Annotated in this window: 31 protein-coding genes; 25 read left to right on the top strand and 6 right to left on the bottom strand. The window is 40.3% G+C overall.

Annotated elements, in window-relative coordinates:
* Nucleotides 1–184: 184 nt before the first annotated feature.
* A complete protein-coding gene (locus tag K1I41_RS03210; protein WP_220641244.1) occupies nt 185–532 on the bottom strand; it encodes a hypothetical protein in 348 nt (115 codons plus the stop codon).
* Nucleotides 533–606: 74 nt separating this feature from the next.
* Nucleotides 607–1,350, bottom strand: coding sequence for a helix-turn-helix domain-containing protein (locus K1I41_RS03215; protein WP_220641245.1), 744 nt, complete (start codon nt 1,348–1,350; stop codon nt 607–609).
* A 121-nt stretch (nt 1,351–1,471) separates the two neighbouring features.
* Here K1I41_RS03215 and K1I41_RS03220 point away from each other — a divergent pair, with 121 nt between their 5' ends.
* From K1I41_RS03220 to K1I41_RS03280, 14 genes are all read left to right on the top strand, one after another.
* Complete coding sequence (locus tag K1I41_RS03220; protein ID WP_220641246.1) at nt 1,472–1,777, top strand: hypothetical protein; 306 nt, start codon at nt 1,472–1,474, stop codon at nt 1,775–1,777.
* 31 nt (nt 1,778–1,808) lie between these two features.
* On the top strand, nt 1,809–2,060 hold the full coding sequence (locus K1I41_RS03225; protein ID WP_220641247.1) for a hypothetical protein: 252 nt from the start codon (nt 1,809–1,811) through the stop codon (nt 2,058–2,060).
* A gap of 61 nt (nt 2,061–2,121) precedes the next feature.
* Nucleotides 2,122–2,391 carry a DUF3127 domain-containing protein gene (locus tag K1I41_RS03230; RefSeq protein WP_220641248.1) on the top strand — a complete coding sequence of 90 codons (270 nt, stop codon included), beginning with the start codon at nt 2,122–2,124 and terminating at the stop codon, nt 2,389–2,391.
* 90 nt (nt 2,392–2,481) lie between these two features.
* On the top strand, nt 2,482–2,769 hold the full coding sequence (locus K1I41_RS03235) for a hypothetical protein (RefSeq protein ID WP_220641249.1): 288 nt from the start codon (nt 2,482–2,484) through the stop codon (nt 2,767–2,769).
* Between the two features lie 148 nt (nt 2,770–2,917).
* Nucleotides 2,918–3,166: a hypothetical protein gene (locus K1I41_RS03240; RefSeq protein ID WP_220641250.1), complete on the top strand. Its 249-nt coding sequence runs from the start codon at nt 2,918–2,920 to the stop codon at nt 3,164–3,166.
* Complete coding sequence (locus K1I41_RS03245) at nt 3,166–3,891, top strand: phage replication initiator YdaU family protein (RefSeq protein WP_220641251.1); 726 nt, start codon at nt 3,166–3,168, stop codon at nt 3,889–3,891. Before K1I41_RS03240 ends, K1I41_RS03245 begins: the two co-directional genes overlap by 1 nt.
* 4 nt (nt 3,892–3,895) lie before the next feature.
* Nucleotides 3,896–4,351: a hypothetical protein gene (locus K1I41_RS03250; protein ID WP_220641252.1), complete on the top strand. Its 456-nt coding sequence runs from the start codon at nt 3,896–3,898 to the stop codon at nt 4,349–4,351.
* Between the two features lie 177 nt (nt 4,352–4,528).
* A complete protein-coding gene (locus tag K1I41_RS03255; RefSeq protein WP_220641253.1) occupies nt 4,529–4,999 on the top strand; it encodes a Panacea domain-containing protein in 471 nt (156 codons plus the stop codon).
* 27 nt (nt 5,000–5,026) lie between these two features.
* The gene (locus K1I41_RS03260) at nt 5,027–5,407 is read left to right on the top strand and encodes a hypothetical protein (RefSeq protein WP_220641254.1); all 381 of its coding nucleotides are present in this window, start codon (nt 5,027–5,029) and stop codon (nt 5,405–5,407) included.
* 403 nt (nt 5,408–5,810) lie between these two features.
* Nucleotides 5,811–5,939, top strand: a complete 129-nt coding sequence (locus K1I41_RS12435) for a hypothetical protein (protein WP_255566963.1) — start codon at nt 5,811–5,813, stop codon at nt 5,937–5,939.
* Nucleotides 5,940–5,942: 3 nt separating this feature from the next.
* Nucleotides 5,943–6,389 (top strand): hypothetical protein, encoded by a 447-nt coding sequence (locus tag K1I41_RS03265; RefSeq protein WP_220641255.1) that lies wholly within the window; start codon nt 5,943–5,945, stop codon nt 6,387–6,389.
* Between the two features lie 22 nt (nt 6,390–6,411).
* On the top strand, nt 6,412–6,930 hold the full coding sequence (locus K1I41_RS03270) for a hypothetical protein (protein WP_220641256.1): 519 nt from the start codon (nt 6,412–6,414) through the stop codon (nt 6,928–6,930).
* Nucleotides 6,914–8,239: a phage terminase large subunit gene (locus tag K1I41_RS03275; protein WP_220641257.1), complete on the top strand. Its 1,326-nt coding sequence runs from the start codon at nt 6,914–6,916 to the stop codon at nt 8,237–8,239. Before K1I41_RS03270 ends, K1I41_RS03275 begins: the two co-directional genes overlap by 17 nt.
* Nucleotides 8,240–8,352: 113 nt before the next feature.
* The gene (locus tag K1I41_RS03280) at nt 8,353–8,892 is read left to right on the top strand and encodes a hypothetical protein (protein WP_220641258.1); all 540 of its coding nucleotides are present in this window, start codon (nt 8,353–8,355) and stop codon (nt 8,890–8,892) included.
* A gap of 242 nt (nt 8,893–9,134) precedes the next feature.
* On the opposite strand, the gene K1I41_RS03285 is transcribed toward K1I41_RS03280, so the two are convergent.
* Nucleotides 9,135–9,983, bottom strand: a complete 849-nt coding sequence (locus K1I41_RS03285) for an AbiJ-NTD4 domain-containing protein (RefSeq protein WP_220641259.1) — start codon at nt 9,981–9,983, stop codon at nt 9,135–9,137.
* A gap of 170 nt (nt 9,984–10,153) precedes the next feature.
* On the opposite strand from K1I41_RS03285, the gene K1I41_RS03290 reads away from it, so the two are divergent.
* The 6 genes from K1I41_RS03290 (at nt 10,154) to K1I41_RS03315 (ending at nt 18,263) form a co-directional block, all read left to right on the top strand.
* Nucleotides 10,154–10,603: a hypothetical protein gene (locus K1I41_RS03290; RefSeq protein WP_220641260.1), complete on the top strand. Its 450-nt coding sequence runs from the start codon at nt 10,154–10,156 to the stop codon at nt 10,601–10,603.
* Entirely contained in the window at nt 10,542–11,051 is a 510-nt protein-coding gene (locus tag K1I41_RS03295) for a hypothetical protein (protein ID WP_220641261.1), read from the top strand. Before K1I41_RS03290 ends, K1I41_RS03295 begins: the two co-directional genes overlap by 62 nt.
* The gene (locus tag K1I41_RS03300) at nt 11,048–12,211 is read left to right on the top strand and encodes a hypothetical protein (RefSeq protein WP_220641262.1); all 1,164 of its coding nucleotides are present in this window, start codon (nt 11,048–11,050) and stop codon (nt 12,209–12,211) included. The genes K1I41_RS03295 and K1I41_RS03300 overlap by 4 nt, the downstream gene beginning before the upstream one ends.
* Nucleotides 12,212–12,331: 120 nt before the next feature.
* Nucleotides 12,332–15,055 (top strand): hypothetical protein, encoded by a 2,724-nt coding sequence (locus tag K1I41_RS03305; RefSeq protein WP_220641263.1) that lies wholly within the window; start codon nt 12,332–12,334, stop codon nt 15,053–15,055.
* Entirely contained in the window at nt 15,052–15,357 is a 306-nt protein-coding gene (locus K1I41_RS03310) for a hypothetical protein (protein ID WP_220641264.1), read from the top strand. The genes K1I41_RS03305 and K1I41_RS03310 overlap by 4 nt, the downstream gene beginning before the upstream one ends.
* A gap of 2 nt (nt 15,358–15,359) precedes the next feature.
* Nucleotides 15,360–18,263 (top strand): hypothetical protein, encoded by a 2,904-nt coding sequence (locus K1I41_RS03315; RefSeq protein WP_220641265.1) that lies wholly within the window; start codon nt 15,360–15,362, stop codon nt 18,261–18,263.
* Here the strand turns inward: K1I41_RS03315 and K1I41_RS03320 are convergent.
* Nucleotides 18,260–19,066: a hypothetical protein gene (locus K1I41_RS03320; RefSeq protein WP_220641266.1), complete on the bottom strand. Its 807-nt coding sequence runs from the start codon at nt 19,064–19,066 to the stop codon at nt 18,260–18,262. The genes K1I41_RS03315 and K1I41_RS03320 overlap by 4 nt on opposite strands.
* 81 nt (nt 19,067–19,147) lie before the next feature.
* Between K1I41_RS03320 and K1I41_RS03325 the strand changes: the two genes are divergently transcribed.
* Both K1I41_RS03325 and K1I41_RS03330 read left to right on the top strand, forming a co-directional pair.
* Complete coding sequence (locus tag K1I41_RS03325) at nt 19,148–19,390, top strand: hypothetical protein (protein ID WP_220641267.1); 243 nt, start codon at nt 19,148–19,150, stop codon at nt 19,388–19,390.
* Nucleotides 19,391–19,636 (top strand): hypothetical protein, encoded by a 246-nt coding sequence (locus tag K1I41_RS03330; protein ID WP_220641268.1) that lies wholly within the window; start codon nt 19,391–19,393, stop codon nt 19,634–19,636.
* Between the two features lie 71 nt (nt 19,637–19,707).
* Here K1I41_RS03330 and K1I41_RS03335 read toward each other — a convergent pair whose 3' ends face one another.
* Both K1I41_RS03335 and K1I41_RS03340 read right to left on the bottom strand, forming a co-directional pair.
* Complete coding sequence (locus K1I41_RS03335) at nt 19,708–20,988, bottom strand: type II toxin-antitoxin system HipA family toxin (protein WP_220641269.1); 1,281 nt, start codon at nt 20,986–20,988, stop codon at nt 19,708–19,710.
* Nucleotides 20,988–21,332 carry a helix-turn-helix domain-containing protein gene (locus K1I41_RS03340; protein WP_220641270.1) on the bottom strand — a complete coding sequence of 115 codons (345 nt, stop codon included), beginning with the start codon at nt 21,330–21,332 and terminating at the stop codon, nt 20,988–20,990. The genes K1I41_RS03335 and K1I41_RS03340 overlap by 1 nt, the downstream gene beginning before the upstream one ends.
* Before the next feature lie 297 nt (nt 21,333–21,629).
* On the opposite strand from K1I41_RS03340, the gene K1I41_RS03345 reads away from it, so the two are divergent.
* From K1I41_RS03345 to K1I41_RS03355, 3 genes are all read left to right on the top strand, one after another.
* Complete coding sequence (locus tag K1I41_RS03345; RefSeq protein ID WP_220641271.1) at nt 21,630–22,661, top strand: Clp protease ClpP; 1,032 nt, start codon at nt 21,630–21,632, stop codon at nt 22,659–22,661.
* A complete protein-coding gene (locus K1I41_RS03350; RefSeq protein WP_220641272.1) occupies nt 22,661–23,719 on the top strand; it encodes a TolC family protein in 1,059 nt (352 codons plus the stop codon). The genes K1I41_RS03345 and K1I41_RS03350 overlap by 1 nt, the downstream gene beginning before the upstream one ends.
* Before the next feature lie 221 nt (nt 23,720–23,940).
* On the top strand, nt 23,941–24,537 hold the full coding sequence (locus K1I41_RS03355; protein WP_220641273.1) for a hypothetical protein: 597 nt from the start codon (nt 23,941–23,943) through the stop codon (nt 24,535–24,537).
* Nucleotides 24,538–24,540: the final 3 nt, after the last annotated feature.

The raw sequence follows: 24,540 nt of genomic DNA on the forward strand, positions 1-24,540 counted from the left end.
GAGTGCTAAGCTATAGCAACTATTATGTTAAAAGCAAAATTTTATGCGTTAAAATCGTTGAAATACAAAAATATACGACCAAATACAATTATTATTTTGCTATAAGTATAAAAACATTTCTATTAAGCCCCCTTTAACTACTAAAATAACTATGCTAATAATGTATTTTTTATAGTACAACCGTTTATGGCTTTATACTTTCGTCAATGTACAGTTTTAGTCTAACAAATGTAAATACAAAAATTAGTAGTATACCCAAATACATCCACCAAGGGGTTTTGGCGGTGGCTTTAAAATCGTTGGCAATTTTATCAAGTTCTTTTGGGACTGTAATGGGCAAATGTTCACATTTGGTACACGATATTGCAACTACTCGTTCTTTAGTTGGATAGGTAGGAATCATCCAAAACAGATAATGATAGTACTGTATTATTTCGAGCTGTATGCTATTGCATGCATTACATTTGTTGCAATTGCGGTTTACATTTTTTTTGGCAATAACCCTGCCTGCCATTCCATAAAAAGTTTGCATGGTATTAATTTTTTCTGATCCAAACCCATATCAGGTACTGAAAACTATATAAGTACGATGAAACTAGGTATTAATTAATAATGTATTTTTTTGCTTACACTACGGTTAACATCAATAACATAAAAAAGTGCTTGTATATCGTTAAGGTGCAATTTAAAATCGGCATATTCGGGGCTATCGTTTAACGAGTGGCACGTAATATACCCCTCTTCGGTGTTATGTTCTACAATTTCTTTCAGCAAAGGCATTTTGCTTTGCGTAGTATAAATAACCCAATACGGGAAATCGCGGTACCGCAATTTATCTAGCCAGTGGTGGCGTTGCAACTCGCGCGTGCTCACAATACTATCGCGGGTAATGGCCTCGTTACTACCATCGTCCATACTATCGCCGTTTACCCTAAAGGCTACGTACCGCCCTTGCAGGGGTTTATCTACTAAAATGCCATGTTGTCCTAAATCCATTAAAAAATCAGTGTCTTGGTAGCTGCTTAAAAATCCTGCTTGTATTTTAAACTCTGCCAAAGGCATAAGCATATAGTACTGGCCGTTGGGTAGCTCAATAAACTTATTACCGTTTTTGTTGGTAAAATCTTCCTGTAGCGGTTGTACCTCGTTATACACCGTAGGCACTTCGTTAACCTGCGGAGTTGAAGCCAACACTTTGTGCAATATTTCACTTTTAGATTTCGGAATGGGGCGTCCCTTCTCATAATTAATAATAGTTTCCCTACTTGCACCAATAAGGTCGGCAAGTTCTTTTTGGGTAAGCCCTAATTTTTCGCGATGCTGTTTAATAGCTAATCCGTTTATTTCCATAGCCTTGTGTAACTTTAAATGCTAAATTCAAACTACGTGTCTAAAATTTAACATGATTTAATTTTGAAATGTGTAATATTACACTTAATTTTGTCCTGTCACTTTACAAAGATACATATAAATGTGTAAAAAGCAACATATAACACAAAAAATCACTGAATTAGAGTATATAAAATCGGCATACACCCGCTACATTATACAATATACTATAGCTAACGATGTGGAAAATGCCACAAAAATACGCTTGCAAAAGAAGCATATTAAGTATTTATTACGGAATTTATATGCTAAACTGTATCAAAAACAACCTATTATGGAAAATAGTAATCAAAAAGTGGAAAAAGTAACGGTTCGTAAAATTTCTGATGAAGAAAATAGCGCAATATTCAACTTTAACAACGATAAACGCTTTACTATTACCGAGTAGCATTGCATCATCCAACTAAAAAATACTAAACATGAAAAAAATATACTCCAAACTAAAAAACATAAACAGCCGGATTACCGACTGCCGAAAAGAAATACAGGCTGTACAGCAACTTCCGTTTTACAACATCTTTAACAGCGAGGCACAACGCGAAAAAGACCTCGCCGTACTACAAGCCTTGCTAAACAGCCTACTCCAACAAAAAGCAGAAACGCTACAAGCGTTACAGTTACAAGTAAACCAAGAAAAATTAGCTGTTACAACACTACTACAGCAACGTTAGGCACACGCCCCTATAGTAAACCAATACTTCTGTTTTTTTACTTATCAAATTTTTATTTATCATGACCATTACAGGAAACATTGAGAGCATTGAGTACCGCAACACAGCAGGACACGAAAAGAAGGTAGTGACTATTTTACCAGGTTACCGACAAAAGGCGTTTGTTGAATTTAGAGGGAGGCGTATGGCGGACTTGGATTCGTTTAAGGAGAACGACGAAATTTCGGTAAACGTAAGCCTAGAGGGTAAAATATCCAAAAACAGTGGCATACAGTACAACAACCTTGTAGCACAGTACACCACACTTATTAGCAGCGCAACAGACGAGTAGGCTGCACGCAACAAAAAAAATCCAAACAAATTATTAATTGTAAAAACCGCCCCTTACAATTTGGCACAGCCAAATTGGGGCACCACAACTATGGAAAGTAAACAACAAGAATACACCGTTAAAATATTAGGGCAATTGCAACACCTTTTTGAGGAAGCATCTGAAAATCATATTGATATTAAAGAGCTTGAGGACAACAACAATGCTTCCGATTTTTTTCATGCCCTTGCCAACCTAGCACCCGCAGTAGTGTACAACAAACTCACTAAAAACAATGCAGGCAGCCTCGATTTTAACCAAATAGCCAACAGGCTCTGCTTTCAAAACGCACACTTACCAGTAGATAAGAGTGAGGAGGAAAAAGCCAAAAGTTTGTAAATAAGCCCTATTTGTGTAGCAACATGGCACACACTATACAATAGCAAACCGCATTACCTATTGGCTAATGACTAATGGCTATTGGCTATTGGCTATTAACCACAAACAATTACAACTTCCAATTTTTCAATTATTAAATAATTACACTATGCAATTTAAAACCAAAGGAATTATAACCGCTGTAGGCGAAGTAAAAACCACCAAATTAGGTACAGCCGTACAACAATTACATTTTGAACAAGAAACAGGCAGGGTAATATACCCCTCGGCACTGGGTACCAAAATTGAGTTATTAGATGATATCTTACCTGGCGATGTAGCCGAGCTGGAGTTCCACATATCAGGCTCAAAAGGCACGTACAACAACGTAATAATCGATAACATTATACGCGTATAATGAAAGACCCTGCATTCCCATTCTATGCACAAGATTTTTTGGTAGGCACCATGCACATGACGTGTGAGCAAACAGGAGCGTACATAAAGCTCCTGGCTTACCAATGGGTTAATTTGGGCATACCTAAACAACGTATAGGCATTATTATTGGCACAGGTTGGGAAAACATTTGGCTATCCATCCGCGATAAGTTTACAGAGCGTAACGGCATCTATTACAACCAACGTTTGGAGGACGAACGCGAAAAGAGAGCGCGGTTTAAACAAAAACAATCCGAAAACGGTAAAAAAGGAGGACGACCTAAAAAAAACCCAACCCCTACCCAACAAAAGCCTTTAGAAAATGAAAGTGAAGATGAAAAAGAAAATGATAGTAGCTATGAGAATGAAAAAGAGGGTACGGGAGAAAAAACAAGCGTAATACACCCCTACCCCACCGAGGCATTTGCCCAGCAATGGCAGCTCTGGAAAAACTACCGCGCTACCGAGCATAATTTTTACTACCGTAGCCCCCAAAGCGAGCAGGCCGCCTTAGTCGAGTTAAGCACCCTTGCCGATACCCAAGCCACCGCCATAGCCATAATGCACCAAAGTATGAGCAAAGGCTGGAAAGGATTTTTTGAATTAAAAACCAATGAGCAAACCCGAACACCTGCCCGAAAAGGCAAAACACAGTATAGCGACGATTTCAAACGAAAAATTGCTGAAGGTTTACAGTCCCGTTAACTGCATGCGCCACGCAGGCAAGCTCATAACCGTAACCGATGCCATGTGTGCCCCCGCCCCAACGTTAGCAAGCATTCAGCGCGAAAAAAATGCAGCATTTGCCCATGCGCTCGTAATGGGTTGGTTGGTGTATCTAAATGATATCCTTAACCTCAACAAACCCATGACGGAGGAACAGATAGAGCTTTGCGCACAAGAGGTTAATAACAATTACTTTAACCTTAAAATGAGCGATTTAACCTATCTGTTCAAGAAAATAATATCGGGGCAATACGGCGAGTTTTACGAGAGCCTTACCATAGCAAAAGTACTCTCGTTTTTTAGAGATTATTTTGAAGAACGCTGCCAAGTAGCCGAAACCGAAAGCTACCGCACCCATGCCGATTTTAGTAGTAACGAGGAGTTTAACTACTCGCAAAACCTACGGCGCATTTGGCACGGCAAAAGCCAAAAAAGCTAATACCACCCAAAAAGGGGGATGCATCCAACTACGCTCTTTGATATCTTGTATAAAAAATAACATTAGCACAACACCACGCTGGGTTGTATATATGGTATAATTATTGTATTTTTATGCATTGTAACCGTACCTAAAAACAATTACCTTTGCAGTACCAACTACTAAAAGTAAAGCCCTATGTATAACCCAGTTACTGTTGTAAACTACTTTGTAAAAAAGTATGCCGACGATGAAAAACTAACACCAATGAAGTTAATTAAATTAACCTACATTGCCTATGGGTGGTACTTAGCATTAAGCGATGGCGAAAAATTAGTAGATGAAGAGCCCCAAGCGTGGGATTTGGGTCCTGTACTACCTACCCTATATCACAGCCTAAAAAAATACGGCGGTAATAAAGTTAAAGAACCCATTTACTTAAAAGATGCGGTTAAAGATGTTATTACCGATAAAGATGCCGAATTCCTCGATTTTGTTTGGGATAAGTACGGGCATTACTCCGGTAAAGAGTTAAGTGCCATTACACATACCGAAGGCACACCATGGTCTGAAATATACCCCAAAGGCTACAACCTAACACTACCCAAAAAGCTAGTCCAAAAATACTACGAAACCAAACTGCACGAACTCCTAGAGCGTGCATCATAAGGCAATTAGTAACGTACTAGCAACACCATGGGCGACAAAAAAAGCTTTAATTTTAAAGAACTAAAAAGGCTACGGCAACTATCGTTTCGGGATACCAAAATAGCGGTAACCCCCGAAGACGAAATTAAAGCCGAAGAGCAAGAAATTAGTTTTGAAGAACGCGAACGCCAAGCCGAACTGGAACGCTACGAAGCCGACTCCATCCACCGTAAAAAACTGATAGGCTGGGCAACCACATTAGTTAGTATTTGGCTCGGTGCTGTTATTATAATACTACTTATGGTAGGCTTTTCCATACTCACATTGTCCGATACCGTTATGGCTGCCCTACTCGGTACCACCACCTTAAACGTACTTGGCTTAATGGCAATAGTACTCAAAGACCTTTTTAGGGGTAAAATGCGGTAAAATTTTTAATGTGTTATAATTTAGTAATTGCAATAATATACACTTAAACGCGTTTAAGATATTGAAAACATATTTTAGAACATGAAGAAATCATTATTTTAATGTAAACTTTATATATACGTATCGCAAAACCTATTACACAAAAGTTAATCATAATTAATTCTTACATTAAGAATATACAATACTCTAGGATAAAAGCGCTCTTTATCTTAACAATGGGTTAAATAACATCACTAAAAACTATTTTAAGCTGAAATTTAATATATTTGCTGAGAATTCACATACAAAAAATATTACCATGAGCACTTTAATATGCGACATAGAAAACTTCTTTGGCATTTTTGATAATGTCACGGATATCTTTTCTGGTAATTATACTGGTGAGAACAAAGAAGTAAAAGAAATGAAAAAGGAACTACAAACAGAAAAAGTTCCAACCATAAATCAAGACCGACTTAATCTTAAAAGCGATAGCTCTAAAGTAGCTAAAGACTACAGAAAAGCATTCGAAGATAACAGAAAGTTCTCATAACTAATGGCTAGGCAAACTAGATCTCAAAAAAATATCCAAGTCCATAACAACAATGGGAAAGGATTACATCAAGAAAACACAGAAGTTTTCGATGATAACCTATTACCAGATGCAAGCGAAATCAAAGCGTTATCAGAGATCGATCCTGAAATCTTAAATTGGTTAAAATTAAGAGCAGAAAAAGAACAAGATTTCCGTCACAAGATTTTTTCAGATAGGACAAAAATATTGAAGTACGATGTCGAAGGAGAGATGAGATTGAATTATCTAGGTATGACATATGCTTTTCTTATAATTGTACTAGGTATGTGTTTTTCTGGTTTATTAATTTATTGGGAACACATTATCACAGGAAGCATATTTAGTGGGTTTACGATAATATATGCAGCTACTTTGTTCTATAAAAAAAGAAGTTCAACATTGCCACCCCCTCCAAAAAGAGAAAAATAAAATATTTCCAAATCTCAACTAAATGAAAGAAGCGCAACCTGCCGCTACTTCAACCAAAATACGCAAACCCCGTTACAAAGCAGCCCTCTGCGAGCAAGCTTACAAACTTTGCCTACTCGGCGCTACCGATAAAGAACTCGAAATCTTTTTTGGTGCAACTCCTAAAACCTTAACCCGTTGGAAAAACACCCACGAGGAATTTGCTAGGCAAATAACCAAAGGCAAAAAAGCAGCCGATATGGAAGTGGCACTCTCGTTATACAATGCCTCGGTAGATAGGATTATTACCATAAAGCAACCCATAAAATGCAAAGAGGTGTATTACGACGATAATGGCAAGCGGGTAGAAAAAGAGCGCATTGAAGTGGTGGAAGTAGAAAAACACGTCCCTGCCGACTTTAGAAGTCAGCAATTTTGGCTCAAAAATCGCAATCCCCAGCAGTGGAGCGATAAACACGACGAAGCCAACGAATCGCAACCAGAAGTACTGCTTAATTTGGGCTCAGGCGTAAACCCCCACCCCGATGAAACTCTTGGTTAAACAAGAACATGCCATTTACTACTTGAAAGACAACCAAACCGAAGAGGTACTTTACGGGGGCGCAGCAGGTGGTGGCAAGAGTGCCTTGGGCTGCCTTTGGCTTATGGAAATGTGCCAGAAATACCCCAAAACGCGCTGGCTTATGGGGCGCAGTAAACTCAAAAACTTAAAGGAAACTACGCTAAACACTTTTTTTGAACTTGCTACACTATTACAGTTAAGCAAACAATTCCAATACCGCGCGCAAGAAAATGTTATTCGCTGGAATAACGGTAGCGAAATTCTCCTAAAAGATTTATTCCATTACCCGTCCGACCCGAATTTTGATAGTTTGGGCTCGCTGGAGGTTACAGGTGCATTTATTGATGAGTGCAACCAAGTAGTATATCATGCATGGCAAATTGTAAAGAGTCGAATTCGTTATAAGTTATCCGAAAACAAACTAATTCCGAAACTATTAGGCAGTTGCAACCCGTCTAAAAACTGGGCGTATAAGGAGTTTTTTAAACCCCACAGGGAAGATGCTTTGCCCCAATATCGTAAATTCATACAAAGCCTGCCTACCGATAACCCGTACCTGCACCCAAGTTATTTACAATCGTTATTACGGTTGGATAAAAACAGCCGAGAGCGCTTGTATTATGGCAATTGGGAGTACGACGACGACCCCGCTACGTTGATAGACCACGATGCTATTGCCGATTATTTTAACCCCAACCATCTGCAACCCGAAGGGCTTAAATACCTCACTATTGATGTAGCCCGAAAAGGGCGCGATAATACCATTTTTAGGGTTTGGCACGGTTGGGTATGCATCCGCAGGGAAGTGATAGTCAAATCAGGATTGGACGAGGTGGTAGCACGCGCCCGAAAGTTACAAGCGCAATACGGTATCGCGCTAAGCAACACCATTGCCGATGAGGATGGTGTGGGTGGTGGCGTAGTCGATTTCCTAAAATGCAAGGGGTTTATTAATAATGCATCGCCGCTAGAAATTAAAGAAAATGGCGTGTATATAAACCCGAATTACGATAACCTAAAAAGCCAATGCAGCATTAAAATGGCGGAGCGTATAATGGCACGTATGGCAGGCGAATACTGCGATAACGATGCCGTACAGCAAGCTACTACGGAGGAAATGGAGCAGGTTAAACTCAAAGATATTGATAAAGACGGTAAACAGGGCATTATCCCTAAAGACCGCGTTAAAGCCTTAATCGGGCGTAGCCCCGACGAATGGGACAGTATTATGATGCGCTACTGGTTTGCCCTCCGCAAAAGTTATAATGCACGTGTTCGTGTTGGGTAGTCATTGCGAGCGAAGCGCGACAATCTATTTTAATTAGCAGAAAAGATTGCCACGTCGTACCTCCTCGCAATGACATAACCCAAAACCCTCAACTAATAAAAACAACTAGTAAAATGAAAAACATCACAGTAAAACGCTATACACAACTGGGTAACACCGCATTGTACGATGCCGTATTGGAGCACCTTAATCCAAACAACAGCTTTGCAGGCAAACAAATGAATGTAAACAGTATGCCGTACGCCAATGTAAAATATGCCATTAGGCTACTGCCTAAAATAAACAACTGGGACGGCGTGTACCAACTGTTTGAAATTTGCTACGAGGTAACCGAAAAACAATTCTGGAAGGCTCGTATTACCGACTATTTTAGTGCGCGGAAATTCATACTCAATAGCCTAGCGCAAGTAGTACAAAACGAAAATCGAGCGTTAAGCTCACAAAGTACCGATAACCACCTCTGGAAAATGGCAGGTGCCGAAAAATTGGCTCCCTATAACGATACTTTACCGCTGGTCCAACTAGGTAAACTATTGGGGCAATATCCGTTTGATTTAGGACGAAAACCCTATGGCGAAATTTTTAGCCTACTGGCACAAACCAAACTCCAAAATGAGGTGGAAGCCGATTATCAGAAATTGAGCAGACCGTAGTTTGTTTATTATTACAGTTTTCAGTTGTAAGTACGGTTGGCAATTAAAATGCTATTCCTATCGTGGCTCACTACCGTAACGCTTCCTGCGAGGTCTTAAAGACCTTGTAGGTATATAGCAAAAGACCTACAAGGTTATGTAAACCTTGCAGGAAAAAATCGTGGTCATTGCGAGGAGGCACGACGAAGTAATCTATTTTAGATTGCCGCGCTCCACTCGCAATGATAGAACGAATAAAGCTGTTATACTTTAGCCTTTAAATAATTAACAAAGGCTGAACACGATACCAACATAAACTTGGCATCTTCAAAAGAAGGCGAAACATCATCATCAATTAAAGCGTGCCTTATTCCACCTGTATTACTAGTATAACCATAAATAGATTTAAGTGCGCTTTTAAGCCCTCCATCGATTGAGTGTTTTTTTTCTATTTCAGTTAGAGCTTTTCCTAGAGTAGCTTTAGAATCGCTTGTAATTTTGATACAAGTTGCTTCTACAGCCGATATCGACTCTTTAATTGAATTTCGATAATCAGGGGATTCCCTATCGGATAAAAACTTGAGAGCCGTTTTTAAATGTTCATTTATAGACTGCCATCCGTTAGTTTCACTTAGTATTTCCTGAATTGAATCAACTTCTATATCTGATGCTATTGGCGTTACTACATTATTTATAATTTTATATGCAGATGCCTCCTTTTTTAATGCATCGTTAAAATTACTTGTAAAGACAGCTTTATTTAATACGGTGAGTTCACTTGATATAATAAACTCTACAAAATCATAAATTTCATACCAATGAGCTTCGTCAAAAAACCATCTTCTTATATGAGCAATGATTTTAACCGTATCTATATTTCCAAAAGGATTTTTATATATTGTATCGGAGGGATGAGCAAAAAAGTCTTTCCAAATAAAAAGGAGTATTTTATCCCTATCACTTTTCAAGCCAAAACTAAGGGATACATCATCAAACAACTCAAAATAATCTAAAATTATGTTCCACAATCTATTCTTTAATTTATTATTGATTGATTCAAATTGTAGAGCAGTTTCAAAAGGCGTTTTACCAATACGCTGCGAAAATCTCATATTGTAATTGTTTAGTTATATCGTAAATATATCAAAAATAAAGATACTCTAGTTTTCGATAATCAATTATTACAGATTGCTTCGTCGTTCCTCCTCGCAATGACGAAACTCGTAACCCATAACACTAAACCCAAAAACACACCACCCCAAGCTTTCTTCAAACACTTTTAATGAAAGACATTGTACGCATACTAGAAGACCTCGCTACTACCGAGGGGCTACAGTACCACTACGGTAAAAAAGCAGCCCTCAACCTGTTAGATGGGGCAGTAACTGCAGGCACAACCTACCTGTTACACGAATTTACCAACCGCAAAAGCCAATACAACAACAGCGGTACCGCCATTGAGGCTGCCCAATACGAAGGGAAGTTCTTTTTGGTAAAACAATCTGATTTCGATCAGCATTATTTTGCCGAAGTAGGCGAACAAGCTACCTCTAAATACGTAACCAACATAGCCCCATTACTAGAGGTGTTTACCAGTTTAGGCAACCAGCTTGCCTGTTTAGGCACTGTAGTTACCCAATGGGATAATATTGATGTTACCGATGCGCTAGATGCCAATATGGATGGGCTGTTGTGCAGCTACACCATCCGAATTCCGCAGAATTATGAGTAGTGTAGCAGCATTATTGGCTACCGAGTTTGAGGCACTAAAAGCCGATATTATTGCAGCATACGAGGCATCGGAGCTAAAAGCATCGGGCAACTGGGGTACAACCTTAGAGGTTAAAGCCACTAACAATGGTGCTACCCTACTGGGTGCAGCCTATGCCGATGGTCGCCCTGCGGGGAAACAACCGCCAAGTGAGGCAATACTGCAATGGATAAAAACAAAAGGCATAGCCACACAAACCGAAAACAACATTAGCCTGAGCAGCCTTGCCTTTTTAATTGCCCGAAAAATTGCGCGCGAAGGCTGGACACCCAAGCAAAGCGGTAGCAACATTATAGCCCAAGTAGCCACGCCCCAACGCATGCAAAGCATTATAAACACGGTGGGCGAAGCCTTTATAACCAAGCTTAGCAACAGCATTATTAACCATTTAAAACAAAACAAGGCATGATACATTTTTTGCAGCCACTAAACACGCAAAAACTGCGCATGGCGTACAACAACGACATTATTCGGTTTTACAGCGATAACGCCCAAAGTGCCGTATCGTGTACCATAACCGATGTTTTTAATGCAATTAACGTTACCCTGTACCCCAACCCACAAGGGCAATTTTACTTTAATTTTAAACCCCATATTTCGGCATTGGTTAACCGAGATAATTTTAACGACACGCAGGAAACAAACATACAAGGCAACCAGCCCACCAGCTTTGTGTACAACACCTACGCCAACCACAGTATTTTTACACAACGCAACGTTACCATTACCATTACTTTTGACGACGATACTACAGAGGCTACAAGCTACATACTATCGTGGTTAGCAGGCGTACAACAAACAGGCAACAATCATAATTTTACCCTCAACGATTTAGTAGTACAAGCCCCCTTTAAAAAAGATACAACCAACAGCTATTACCTAAAATACTGGCAGGGTTACCCATTCGATATTCCGTTTTTTACCACAGGCAACGAGGTACGGTTAACCAACACCACCAACCTGCTGCATACCGATTTTGATATTGCAGGCTATGGCGATAGGCTTTTTGTATCGGATGGGCGCACGGATGTATCGTTAGAAGATGTACTGCCCCTTGCCGAAGGCTTTAACGAACTTACTTTTTCGGTACGCTCTGGCGGAGGGCGAGCAGGGTCGGCACAGGAAAAACACATTACATTAGAGAAGATACCCTACACCTGTGGCGTATATTTAAAATGGTATAACGCCTTAGGAGGCTATAGTTATTGGCTGTTTGAGAATACCTACAGCCTAGACCGCCGTACAAAACACATAGGCGAAATTGCCCGCGATAACAACAACCTGGAAGATAGTTTTGGGCGCAGCGTTACCCTAGGCAAGGAGAGCCAAGATACCATACGAATTATTGCCGAACTGCTTAACGAGGACGAGCGCGCCATTGTAGAGAACCTTATGGACAGCCCTAAGGTATACCTGTTTACAGGCACACCCTTTTCGCAAAACAGTTACCAAAACTGGATAGAGGTAAGCCTAAAAACAAGCAGCGCAAGGCTTAAAAACCCAAGACAACCGCTTACCAACCTTACCTTCGATTTGGAGTTACCCCAAAGGTACACGCAAACATTGTAAGTCGGAAAGTCTTTAAGGTCTTAAAGTTGTAAAGTCAAACGGACTTTAAGACATTCGACCTTATGACCTTATGACTTTCTAATTTTAGGACTACTTAATATTTGATTATACTACGGCACCTTGTCAGAACTACTTTTATACGTAAACGGGCAACTGGTAGATTTAGATCCCAATCAACACATTGCCCAAACCAAGCAAATAAACAACCTTAACAGCCTTAGCAACAGGCAATCCAACTACACCAACCGTTTTAAATTACCAAAAACCGCTAAAAACCTGCAACTACTGCAATTTTTAGCTGTAACGGGCAACAACAGCACCGCCCCGTACCAACAAAACCAATGCAGTTTGTATAGCAAATCGGGCGAGTGTTTTGTATACAACGGCTACGCTACCGTTACCGATGGTGGCAAGTACTTTAATGTAGTACTGTACGATGGTATTATTGATTTAGAAAAGGTAATAGAAAACAAAACCTTTGCCGATGTTGATATTAGCGCACTAAACCACGAAAAGAATATTGCCACCATTACCCAAAATTGGCAAAACACCAGCAGCCCCTACCGCTATATTGTAGCCGATTACGGGGGCAATACAGGCAATACGGGCATTGGCGAAATAAACATCGATTTTTTAGTACCCTCCGTAAAGGCGGCCTACCTGTGGGAGCAAATACAAGCTGCATTTGGGCTTACGTTTAACGGCACCATATTCCAAACCGAATATTTCCAAAACCTTTGGATGACCTTCCCGAAAGGGATAAGCACCGAAGACCAAGCTCCTATTGTATACCAATGTACCGATAACGATTTTGCCGAGCACAACAGCAACTACTACATTAAATGCAATACCGCCGATATTAACGAGTACGAATTTGCTGATGATGAGCAATACCACCTGCGCATACCCGAAACAGGCACCTACCGCATAGATGTTAGCGGAAACATTGTAGCAGGCTCGTTGTATGGCAGCGTTCCACTACGAGTATTTTACGGGCGCAATGTGCAGGGCGTTGCAGCAGCCAACGTAACCGCCTATACCTACAACGTGTTAGGCAGTAACCTGCAAAGCAATACCAGCTTTGCGTTACAACCGATGTTGGTAAACCTTAACGCGAACGACACTTTGGCGTTGCTGGTAGACAGCACAGCACAGTACCCTATTTTTATTAACAATGGCAGTTCAGCAATTAGCGTAACCATAACCAAACTGGATGCTACCACCATTAGCTTTACCGATAGCCTTAGCGCCTTTGGTATTAAAGATTTTTTAAAAGAAATTGTACACCGCTTTGGGCTAACCATGGTAAAGAGCACCAACAATAACCACTACCATTTTTATACGTTTGATGAGCAGTTGCAAATAGCACCAACGGCTAACTGGAGTGAAAAATACCTGAGTACCGATAACGAGAAATACGTGTACGGAAGCTACGCCCAACAAAACTATTTTAGGTACCAGTACAACGATACCGAGAGCGATTATAACGACAGTTATATTGGTATTAATAATGCGAACATTAAACCGCAACGTGACGTTATAAAATCTAAAATATACAGCCCCGAGCAACGTGCGGTAACCTACCTTAACGAGGCATTTAACCAATACAAGTTATGGGACAAGGAGGTTGATGATGAGGGTGCGGTAACGTACAAAGCGTTAGACAAGCGTTTTTATTTTTTACGATCGGACACCGTTAGCCATACCGACCTTGCTTTTGCAGCACCATTCAACATCATGTCCAACAGGCTACCCGAAACCGCCACGGCAACAACGGTATACCGAGAAAGTTTTTGGCGATTGAGCTTTGGCGAAATTCTGCAAGATTTTTACAGCCCCATAAGTCGTATTTTAAACCAGTCGGTAATTGTAAATGCCCAAATGTGGCTTACCGAAACGGATGTTGCCAATTTCAATTTCATTCAGTTGTATTATATTGAGCAGTTGGGCGGTTACTTCATCGTAAATAAAATAAACAACTACATCCCCAACAAGCCTACTAAAGTAGAGCTAATACGGGTTATTTACGGCAACGCACCCGCTTTACTATCCAATTATCAAGAAATACGCATTAACAATGTTACTGCGTTAGAAAACGACTTTTATTATGTGGAATATGAGGCGAGTTACATCCCCCAAAGTGGCACAGCGTTTAGGTTCGAATCATCGTCCAACGGTACCAACTGGATTGATATTGATAATGGTATTAGCGGCAACATAGGCGAAGCTACCGCTACAATCAACTTGGCAGATTACGCATCGGGCTATTTACGCATTCGCGATAACGTAGCATCGGTAACCTCAAACGCCTATCAGCTAAAGCAAATTACTATAGGCAACGCCATACCGTCGGGGAACGACTACAATGTATTTTATACCCTAAGCTATACCCCCGATTATACCGATGTATTCAACTTCGAAATCTCCGAAAACGGCACCAGTTGGAACAGTACCGATTTTGGTATATCGCAAAACTACATTGGCACCAACCCAATACTGTTAGAAAATTTAAACACCTACACAGGCGGTTACATTAGGTTGGTAGATGTAAGCTCTGGAGTTACCTCTAATGCTTACAACTTCAGGAAAATTACCATTGCCAACGTTCAAAATGCAGGCGCTAACCTGTACACCTTAACCTACAATGCCAACTATACCCCCGCAACAGGCGTATTTTTTAGAATAGAGGTAACTAACAATGGGTACACTTGGGTGGATATAGACGATTATACGGGCAGTTATAACGGAAGCATAACCGTAAACCTTACCGATTTTACAACGGCAACACACATTCGGATTACAGATAATACGTACGCAATTTCTTCAAACGCTTTTTTATTATGATTTCAGAAATAAAAAACACCCCGCCCCGCATCAATTTTAGTTTTGGCAAAACCAGCGCAAGCATTGCTGTGGGTAGCCCCGTAACCGTATGGCTATCGCGCCAGTACAACGAGGTAAAATTTAATTACGCGGTACAGGCAACGGGGGCTACCGCCGTAAACCCAATATCTAACTTTCAGTACCAAATAACCTATGGTACACCTGGAGTATATACCCTGTATGCACAATTAACCGAAAAAACAACGGGCAAAACAACAGCACAAGCATTAACAAGCAATATTTTAACCTTAACCGTAGTATAACCATGGCAAACCAAAAAATAACACTCGCATCGCTCAACCTCGATACCGAGGGGCTAGTTAATGCCGCAAAACAATCGGAACAAGCAATAACAAGCCTTAAAAAAGCACTCGACCAATTAAGAGCTTCGGGAGCTAGCGCATCGGCAGATTTTAAACGTATGGAGGAGCAACTCGCCACACTTAACGCCATATACAAAGTACAGCAAGAGGCACTTACCAAGCTCAATAAAAAACAAGAAGCAGCCACTAAGTCGGCAAAAAAAGCAGCCAAAACCAACACAGTGCTTGGCAAAGCCATTACAAAAACCGCTAAAAGCGTAGACGACCTTAATGATGAACTGGAAGATGCTGCCGATGCTATGGACGATTTAAAGGACGAAGCAGCAGATGCAAAAGACGCGTTGGATGACCTTAACGATAGCCTAGACGAAAACGAAACCAAATCGGCAGGGAGTGGCTCGGCATCCAAAAAACTAGGCAAAACCTTTACCGATTATAAAAGTCAAGTGTCCGAATCGTTCGATAAAATTAACCTGCTCAACGGCGGTTTGGGCGGATTCATATCGCGTGCGCAAGAAGCTGGCGGTACGGGTCCGTTACTATCCAGCGCACTACAGGGCATGACCAGCGGTATTGTAGGCATGACCAAAGCCTCCCTCAGCTTTATAGCCACCCCCATTGGTGCCGTAATTGCAGCCATAGCCATAGTAATTGCACTAGTTAAAAACGCTATGGACAGCGGCTCGGCATCTGCCAAAAAAATTACTAAAATATTCGACACTTTTACGGCTATTACCGATGGCTTAATGAAGTTGCTAGAGCCATTAGGCGAATTTTTAATAGATGGTATTGCCGCAGGGTTTGAGCTAGCAGGTAAAGCTGCCGAAGCTGCCATGGGGTTTATTTCGGACGGGTTGCGCTTTTTAGGGTTTAACGATGCTGCCGAGGGCGTAAAAACGTTTACCGAAGAAGTAAAAGAAAACGCTGCCGAAACCCAACGCCTTAAAGATGCCCAAGAGGAACTAACAAAACAAACCACCGCACAAGAAATTGCTAACGAAAAAGCCAAGCAAAAAATTAGCGAACTTACCGATAAGGTAAACGACCAAACTCTGAGCGAGGAAGAACGCCTAAAAACCCTACAGGAGTTAAGCAAAGTAGAAAAGCAAAACCTAAACGAGCGTAAAAAACTAGCCGATGCTGCCTACAACAATGCCGTGGCCAATGCAGCCAAAGGGAAGTATCTTTCCGATGAAGAAAAAAGACAATTGCAGGAAAGTGGGGTAGCCTACGCCCAAAAACTAATGGCAGTAAAAGGCTTTACCCAAGAGGAGATAGATGCGCTTAAAGATGCTCAGTTGGAGCGTATGCGCCTAAGTAGCGAAGAAATTGCCCTTACAAAAAATACTGCCGAACAAGCAAACACCATTAGGCAGCAAAATTTGGATGCGGAGCACGAAGCGAGGCAAGAACGCATAGAAAAGGAGAAAGAACGGCTATCGGACTATGCAAAACAACTCGATTTAGAGCTGCAATTGTTTATGCAAAAGCAAAGCCAAAAAGAGATGAGTATTGAAGAAGAATTGGCATACCTAAAAGAAGTAGAAGCAAAACAAATAGCCATTGCCCAGGCAGAATTTGCAGCCTCAGAAAAAACGAAAAACGATGAGCTTGCACTCGAAATAAGATTGGGCGAAATTAAAGCCGAAACTGCCAAAAGCCAAGCCGATGCTGCCGTAGCCAATGCCAACAGAGAACTGGAAGCCTACAAGCAAAAAAACCAAACGCTTATTAACGAGGATACGGAGCTAACCAAAGAACTCGTAAAACAGGAAAACGAACGGCTAGAGAATATAAAAAACAAAAGCCTTGAAGCACTTGCCATTGCGCTAAAAACAAACGAAGATATAATTGCTGCCAAAAAAGCAAAAAACCAAGCGTTAACTGATGCTGATTTAGAATATTTGGAACAGAAAAAGGCTTTAGAGAACGAGTACCAAGAGCAGCAAAGAACAAATAACGAAGCCCTTGAAGAGGAGGAGAAAGCAAAGAAAGTAGCAAAACAAGAAGCAGAGCTACAAGAAAAAATTGAGAATGCTGCTACCGAATACGAGCAGCAAAGAATTATAGAAGAAGAACGCTATGCACAAACGCTTGCACAATTAGAAGAAAGAAGAGCTAACGAAAAACTTTCTGACGACCAATACAAAGCCTTACTATTAGAGGAAGAAAAAAATCATGCTGCTAATAAGCAAAAAATTGATAAAGCAGAATCCGATAATAAACTTGAGCTTGCTAAAGGTCTTTACAGCAACCTAGCAACCATACTAGGTAAAGAAAGTAAAGCGGGTAAAGCTATGGCTATTGCACAAGCCACTATAGATACATACCAATCGGCAACGGCTGCCTATAAAGCTATGGCAGGAATACCCGTAGTAGGTCCTGCACTAGGAGCAGTCGCAGCGGGAGCAGCCGTAGTAACTGGTATTAAAAATGTAAAAAAAATTGCAAGTACTAAGCCTCCAAAAGCCGAAAAAGGAGCCTTATTTAATATAGGCGGCAACAGGCACAGCACAGGCGGCACCCTATTTACAGGCGCCGATGGTACCCAGTTTGAAGCCGAACAAGGCGAACTTATTGGGGTAATGAACCGTAATGCAGCCCAACACTTTATGGCATTCAATAACGCTTTTCCTGCAGGAGGCAGTAGCCCATCGGCAAGCAATTATTTTGAGAATGGCGGTATTGTATCGCGTTCCATTGCAACACCAGGGTTAAATACCGACGAACTGGCTGCTAAAATAGCCGAAGCCAACAGTACCATGCCCGCCCCAGTAGTATCTGTAGAGGATATTATTACCGAAGGCGAGAGCTATGTACAAGTACGAGAAAGTGCCGATTTTTAGTTTCTTACAGATTTTTGCTTTAAGCATTTAATTATACCCTGAAGAACAGGAGCAGTCATTTCATATACTTCTTGTTCATATTTATAAAGTTCGTATTTTAAAACTTTATATTGCGTTAGTAGTGCTATATCCTCTTTATTTAAAACAATTGCTGCAGAATATTCCGTTTCAAACCTCCCTGGTTCAGCCTTTACATCCTGATCGGGCTTTACAATTTTTTTACCGTTCTCTAAATATATTGTTACCCCTTTACCCGTTTCGTTAGCTTTACTCTTGGCAAACAATTGTAATCCGTAAAGATCCTCTCCGTTATGGTCGCTTTTTATCAAATTAAATAAATAATCAGCTCCACCCATATACGTTTTTGTCTTATTTTCCTTAGCTACTTCGTTTACATAGTCACAATAATAGTCACTTGGCAAAGTAAAATCAATAGGGGTTATATATACCGCATTGCCATCTCTGTAAGTGTAATATATCGTTTCGCCATCACCCTCAAGTTGTAGCGTGTGGGTAACTACACCGTAGCTCGATACTTCTTTATACACTTCCGTTACAGCAAACGTACGCCCGTTAAATGTTCCTGGCGGAGTTCGGCGGTCGCCATTGTCTTTATAAGCTTTGCTATGGTCATCTTTATCTGCATAAAAGTGCTCGTAGCCAGATGAATATTCTAACTGCCATTCGGGTAAAGGTTCAACCTTAACTTTATAACCCCGCAATAGTGAGGGGTCTTTTTTAGGAAATTGAGCAAATGCAAAAAGTGTTGCAAAAAGCATGAAAATACAGCTAATTGTTTTCATAATAAGTAATATTTAGTTGATTATTATTTAAAATTTGTCAAATATATACTTATTAATTACTTCAGATTTTAATAAATAGTTATGAATGTAAGTAAGATACTATCAGGCTGGAAAAACTACCTCAGCAAAAGCGAGGTAACCGAAGCCATAGCAACAGAGCGGGCTGCACTATGTGCAGCTTGCCCTCACGCCAAGCAAGGCAAATTGCTTGCCTTTGTAAAAGATACTTTAAAAGAAGTTGAGGGAGCGTATTGTAACCAATGCGGTTGCCCCCTAAGTGCCAAAATACGCAGTAACGATATTTGCCCCATAAACAAATGGTAAATGAACCGCTACCAAACCATAACGAGCCTTGGCGATAATTTTATGAAACTACTGGGCAAAAGCCTAATACCCGTGCATATATTGGACTGGAAAGTGTACTACGAAGCCTACCTAAAAGAAATGGAATACCAGCAAAAAAACTTTAAAAAACCCCGTAAAACCCACGCAGCGGGCTGCGTAGCCGAACAATACAAAATTACCGAGCGTACCATGTTTAACATTATTGCTTTTATGGAGGGGATATAATCATATCAAAAAGACAACTAAATCAATCATTAATAGCTATTTTTAGCTACAATGATTGGTTTAACTATCTTTTAAAAATCAAAAGTTTGTTTTATAGATTTTATGATATCTTCAGGAACAGATACTTTTAAAGCATAGTTCTCCCAGTTATTAACCACTTCAATTATCCTATCTATAATCCTATGAGGTTGTTTTATATTCATTTTATTCGCTACTTCTATAAAATCTTCCCTATCTATATCTTTACGCTTTCCGTTTATACTCAAAGCATGTTGACTTACCCAGGTACTATTAGGACGATAGGCATGGCATACATCATATGCAGGTGATAACCTCCATTTACCCTGTTTATCCATAATAAAGGAAAAGTTTTTAGTATGATCATCACAATTACGAGCAACTACATTAAATACCATTCTACAAAATAATTGTTCGGCATCTGTATATGGTAACCTAAGTATCCGCATAGTTTCAAAAAGCTGTTCATAGCTATAAAGGTTTACCTCGTTATAATCAAAATGACGTAAGGCACAAAAAGTTTGTACATGTAATTTTTCATCATTACCTAAACGATCAAATCTTTGAGTCATAAAGTGTGCTCTACCATTTTCTTCTAACAAGCGACTAGGCATCATTTCAATCCCCACATCAAGAGCCATATAATAATAAGCTATTTCTACACGTCCATAACCTCCTGAGACACCAAATTGATTATCAAAAACCCCATCAAATTTAATAAGCCAATGTGAAAAGCCCTCAGGAGCTTTAGTCTGTCCACTTCTTATTTCACCTGTACTCTCATTATATGCAATAACAGCCTTAGCTCTTGCTCCCCCAGCAGACGTACCAATTTTTAAAATATCCAAAAGTGCTTTTTCCTCGTCAGATTTTAAATTAGTATTAAAATCTTCACGCCCTGATAAAATTTTTTTTGCTATATCAATTAAACCGTCCAACTCTATATTTTGAGCTTCTTCTTTGGATTTAATTGTAGCTGGTTCAATTTCAAGACCGCCCATACCACGCTCCCCTATAAAACAAAGCAATTCTACAGGGTTAAGACTATCAGAAGGGCGTCCTTGTTTACTAAGCCATACATTAATCAAAGTATTACCATACTTATCTGGAAGAATATCGGCTAGTAATCCTGGTAACCCTTTAAATGTATTCGAACGACGTAGCTCCGAAAAAGAATAAATCGTAGGCAATAGTGGCATTTTAATTGGTGAAATATCAAGCCCTGAATTAATAAATTCGGGAGTATATTCAAAAGAAGCTATTTCTTTAGAAGAATCCCAAGCCACAGCACCAACTACTATACCCCAAAGTTTTATAAATGCAGTAGATATCATTACCAATCGGATTTTGATTCAGAACTTCTTTTACCGCTCGCACGCTGTCTACTTTCACGTTCTATTTTAGCAAGTTTCAGCGGACTTATTTTTTGCTCTACTATAAAAACATTTAATACCTCCAACTTATCTAAAGCTCTTAGTACTTGTATAAGTGTAAGTATCTTAGATCGTCCTCCTCTTTCTAATTCTCCAAGAGTAACTCTATTAATGCCAGCTTCTTCAGCAAGTTGTTCTTGAGTTTTATTTTGTTCTAACCTATAATACTTTACAAAAATTCCAATATCAGTTAAAAATGCATTATTTGCTTTAGCCAATAACTGAATGTTAGTTTTATTCATCATAAAATCAATTTTAGATTAATAATGATTGTTTTAGAAATCAAAATTAAGCAAAAATACATTAATACGAAGTGACAATTATCGAACTGTTTAAAAAACTGAAAACCCCACTTCAGCAAAACCCTTACTAAGCGTTGTAACTTTGTAATATCAAAAAAACAGTACTGTTTGTATGGTTAATAGTAAACAGGCAAAAGGCACAAAATAGTATTTGTAAAAACTGTTGGCTACTGCCTTTTCCCTAGTAACCAAAAATACTTCCTTAATACTTCCGCAAATATTTCACTCATTCCTTACTGAATGACAGGAAACATTTATATCTCCGGTCAAATAGGCACGTTTGATGGCGTTACGGGTACCGAACTTATTGATGTAATAGGTCAGGTAAAAAAACAACCCCAGGCAACCGCCTTTAACGTGCACATTAACTCCGAAGGTGGCTTGGTAGATGTGGGTTTCGACATTTACCATTACCTACGCTCGTTAGGCAAACCCATTACCACCATAGGTAGCGGTATAGTAGCCAGCATAGCCACTGTAGTATTTATGGCAGGTAGCAAACGCGTAGTACGCGAAAACACCCCGTTTATGATACACCTCCCATGGGGTGGCTCTATGGGTACTGCAGATGAAATTGAACAGTTTGCCGACCAACTCCGCGCCATAGAAACAAAAATGGTAGGCTTTTACAAAAAAGCACTCCACGTGCAGGAGCAAGCCATATTACCACTGCTTAAAAACGAAACATGGCTATCGGGCACACAACTCACAGCCTTAGGCTTTACTACTTCGCAGCATACTAAAATAGCTGCAAAAGCATTCATTAATCCAAAAACTATTATGAGAGGAACACTTACCGAAAGGGACAGGCACTGGATGGAAGGTCTGTTCAGCCGTGTGCTGGCAAAATTTAAGCACACCAACGCTTACAACAAAATCGTGCAAGATGCCACAGGGGCAGAACTCGATTTTATTGAATTACCCGACGATGGTATTATTGAGCTGGGCGCAACAGCTACCGTAGCAGGTATGCCTGCCGAAGGCGAATACATGATGCCCGATGGTGCAACCTACGTATTTGAGGCGGGCGAGCTTGTAGAAATTATTGAAGCTGAAGAAGGCGACGATATGATAGAAACCGCAGCCCTGCGTGCCGAAAACAAAGCACTAAAACGCCAGTTAAACACCATTAAAGGCGAGGTACTAGCATTAAAAAGACAGGTAGGCAGCCGCTACAGCCTTGATGGCAAAAAAGTAGCTGCACGCAAACCGAGCCAAAACGACAAACTAGCCGGCATGAAGCAATATTTGCAAAATAAAAACAGAAAGTAATGGGGCTAATTAACGCAGATAACTTAACACTAAACGCCCGCGAGGCCGAAACGGTAAGCGAGGTAATTTTTGAAAGGGTTTTTAACGATAGCGACCTTGCCGAGTACCACGAAATAGAAACGGGTATTGATGTAAAAACACAAATTGCCTTTGCCGAAAGACTGGGGCTACTGGGTAAAAAAAGCGAAGGCTGTACACCTAACGAAGCAGGTGGTTTTGCCCTTACCGAAAAATTCTGGACACCCGTGCTGGAGGACTTTAGGCTAAAACACTGCCAAAACGATATGCCTGCACTACTAAAACTATTCAGGAAATCGCAGCGCATTAACCCCGATTTTTTTGATGCCGTAGGCTCAGAAGAATTTGGCGTAATCATATCCGCAGTAGAGTCGGCAATGTTAGAGAACATGCACCGTAAAATATGGTTTAACGATACCGCTGCTGCCACTATAGATAGTGCTGGGGTATTTAAAAACGGTACCGATTTGGGTTACTTTAACTCGTTTGACGGGTTGTTTAAACAAATCATGTCCGAAGTATCGGCATCCGATGCCAACTACGTAGCCATTACCAAAAACACAGGTAACTCCTACGCCAACCAGGCACTCGCCGAGGACGATGCTATTGCCATATTCGAGCAAATGGTTACAGCTGCCGACGAACGATTGGTAGCTACTGAAGATAGCTTTATACTTGCTACCCGTACCCTTGCCGATAACTACCGTGCAACATTAAGAAACAAAAACCTAGGTTCGGGCTTTTTAGAGGTAGTAGAAGAAGGACGCCCAAAACTATACTTTGATGGTATTGAGGTAAAAGTGCGCTACGATTGGGACAGGTACATTAAAGAGTACCAAAACGACGATACGAAATGGAACTTACCCCACCGTGCCGTGTTTACCACAAAATCGAACATACCCGTAGGTACACTTAGCGAGGAAGATTTAACCAAGCTAGATGCTTTTTACGATAAAGTACAAAAAACCAATATTATGGATGCTGCTTATACTATCGACTCTAAACACTTAGAGGCATACATGACGGTAGCTGCATACTAATAAGGCAAAAGTAAGCAGGCAATAGCCAAAAGTCACTTCAAGCGTAGTGCAACGGAGCGCAGCAATCCAATCGTTATCAAACGAAATTCAATAAAGTCATAAAGAGATTGCTTCGTCGTTCCTCCTCGCAATGACAGTTACATTGCCAAAACTAATGCCTTTCGGCTAATGCCTAATAACCAATAACAACAATACTTCAATCTCAAAAAAACAAAACAACAATGCCAGATTGTACAGGAAACTTAACCGCAGATATTTTATTTGACTGCGCCAATGCGCCAATAGGCGGAATAGAACAAAACATTGTACTAATTAATAAAGACGATATTGATGTATCGACTACTACTATTGATGGTACTAACCGTATTTTAGTAACCAACCTACAGTTAAAGCCCGGTACTACAGGATATATACTAGAAGGCGTAAAACAATCGAACGGAAAAGCGTGGGAATTGGTAAAGAAAGAAAACGCACCCGACAAGTTTAAACACACCTTTAGCGGAGTGGTATTTAACCCAAGCGCAGCCAACAAGCAACAAGCCGACGAATTATCGAAAGGAGCAAAATACATTGCTGTAGTGGAGCAAGTTTGGAAAGGCGAGGATAGTGTGGATGCCTTTGAGGTACTCGGATTAAAATCGGGGCTAGAGTTACTTACTATGACCAATAACTCGAAAGAAAACGATAATATGATTGTTTTCGAATTATCGTCTGCCGATGGTTTTGAAGAAACCACTATGCCGAAAACATTATTGGAAACGGACTATGCTACTACCAAAACCGCTTTCGACAATAAGTTTGCACAAGCTGCATCGTAAGTC

The sequence above is a fragment of the Flavobacterium litorale genome (assembly GCF_019613795.1).
Lineage (GTDB): Bacteria > Bacteroidota > Bacteroidia > Flavobacteriales > Flavobacteriaceae > Flavobacterium > Flavobacterium litorale.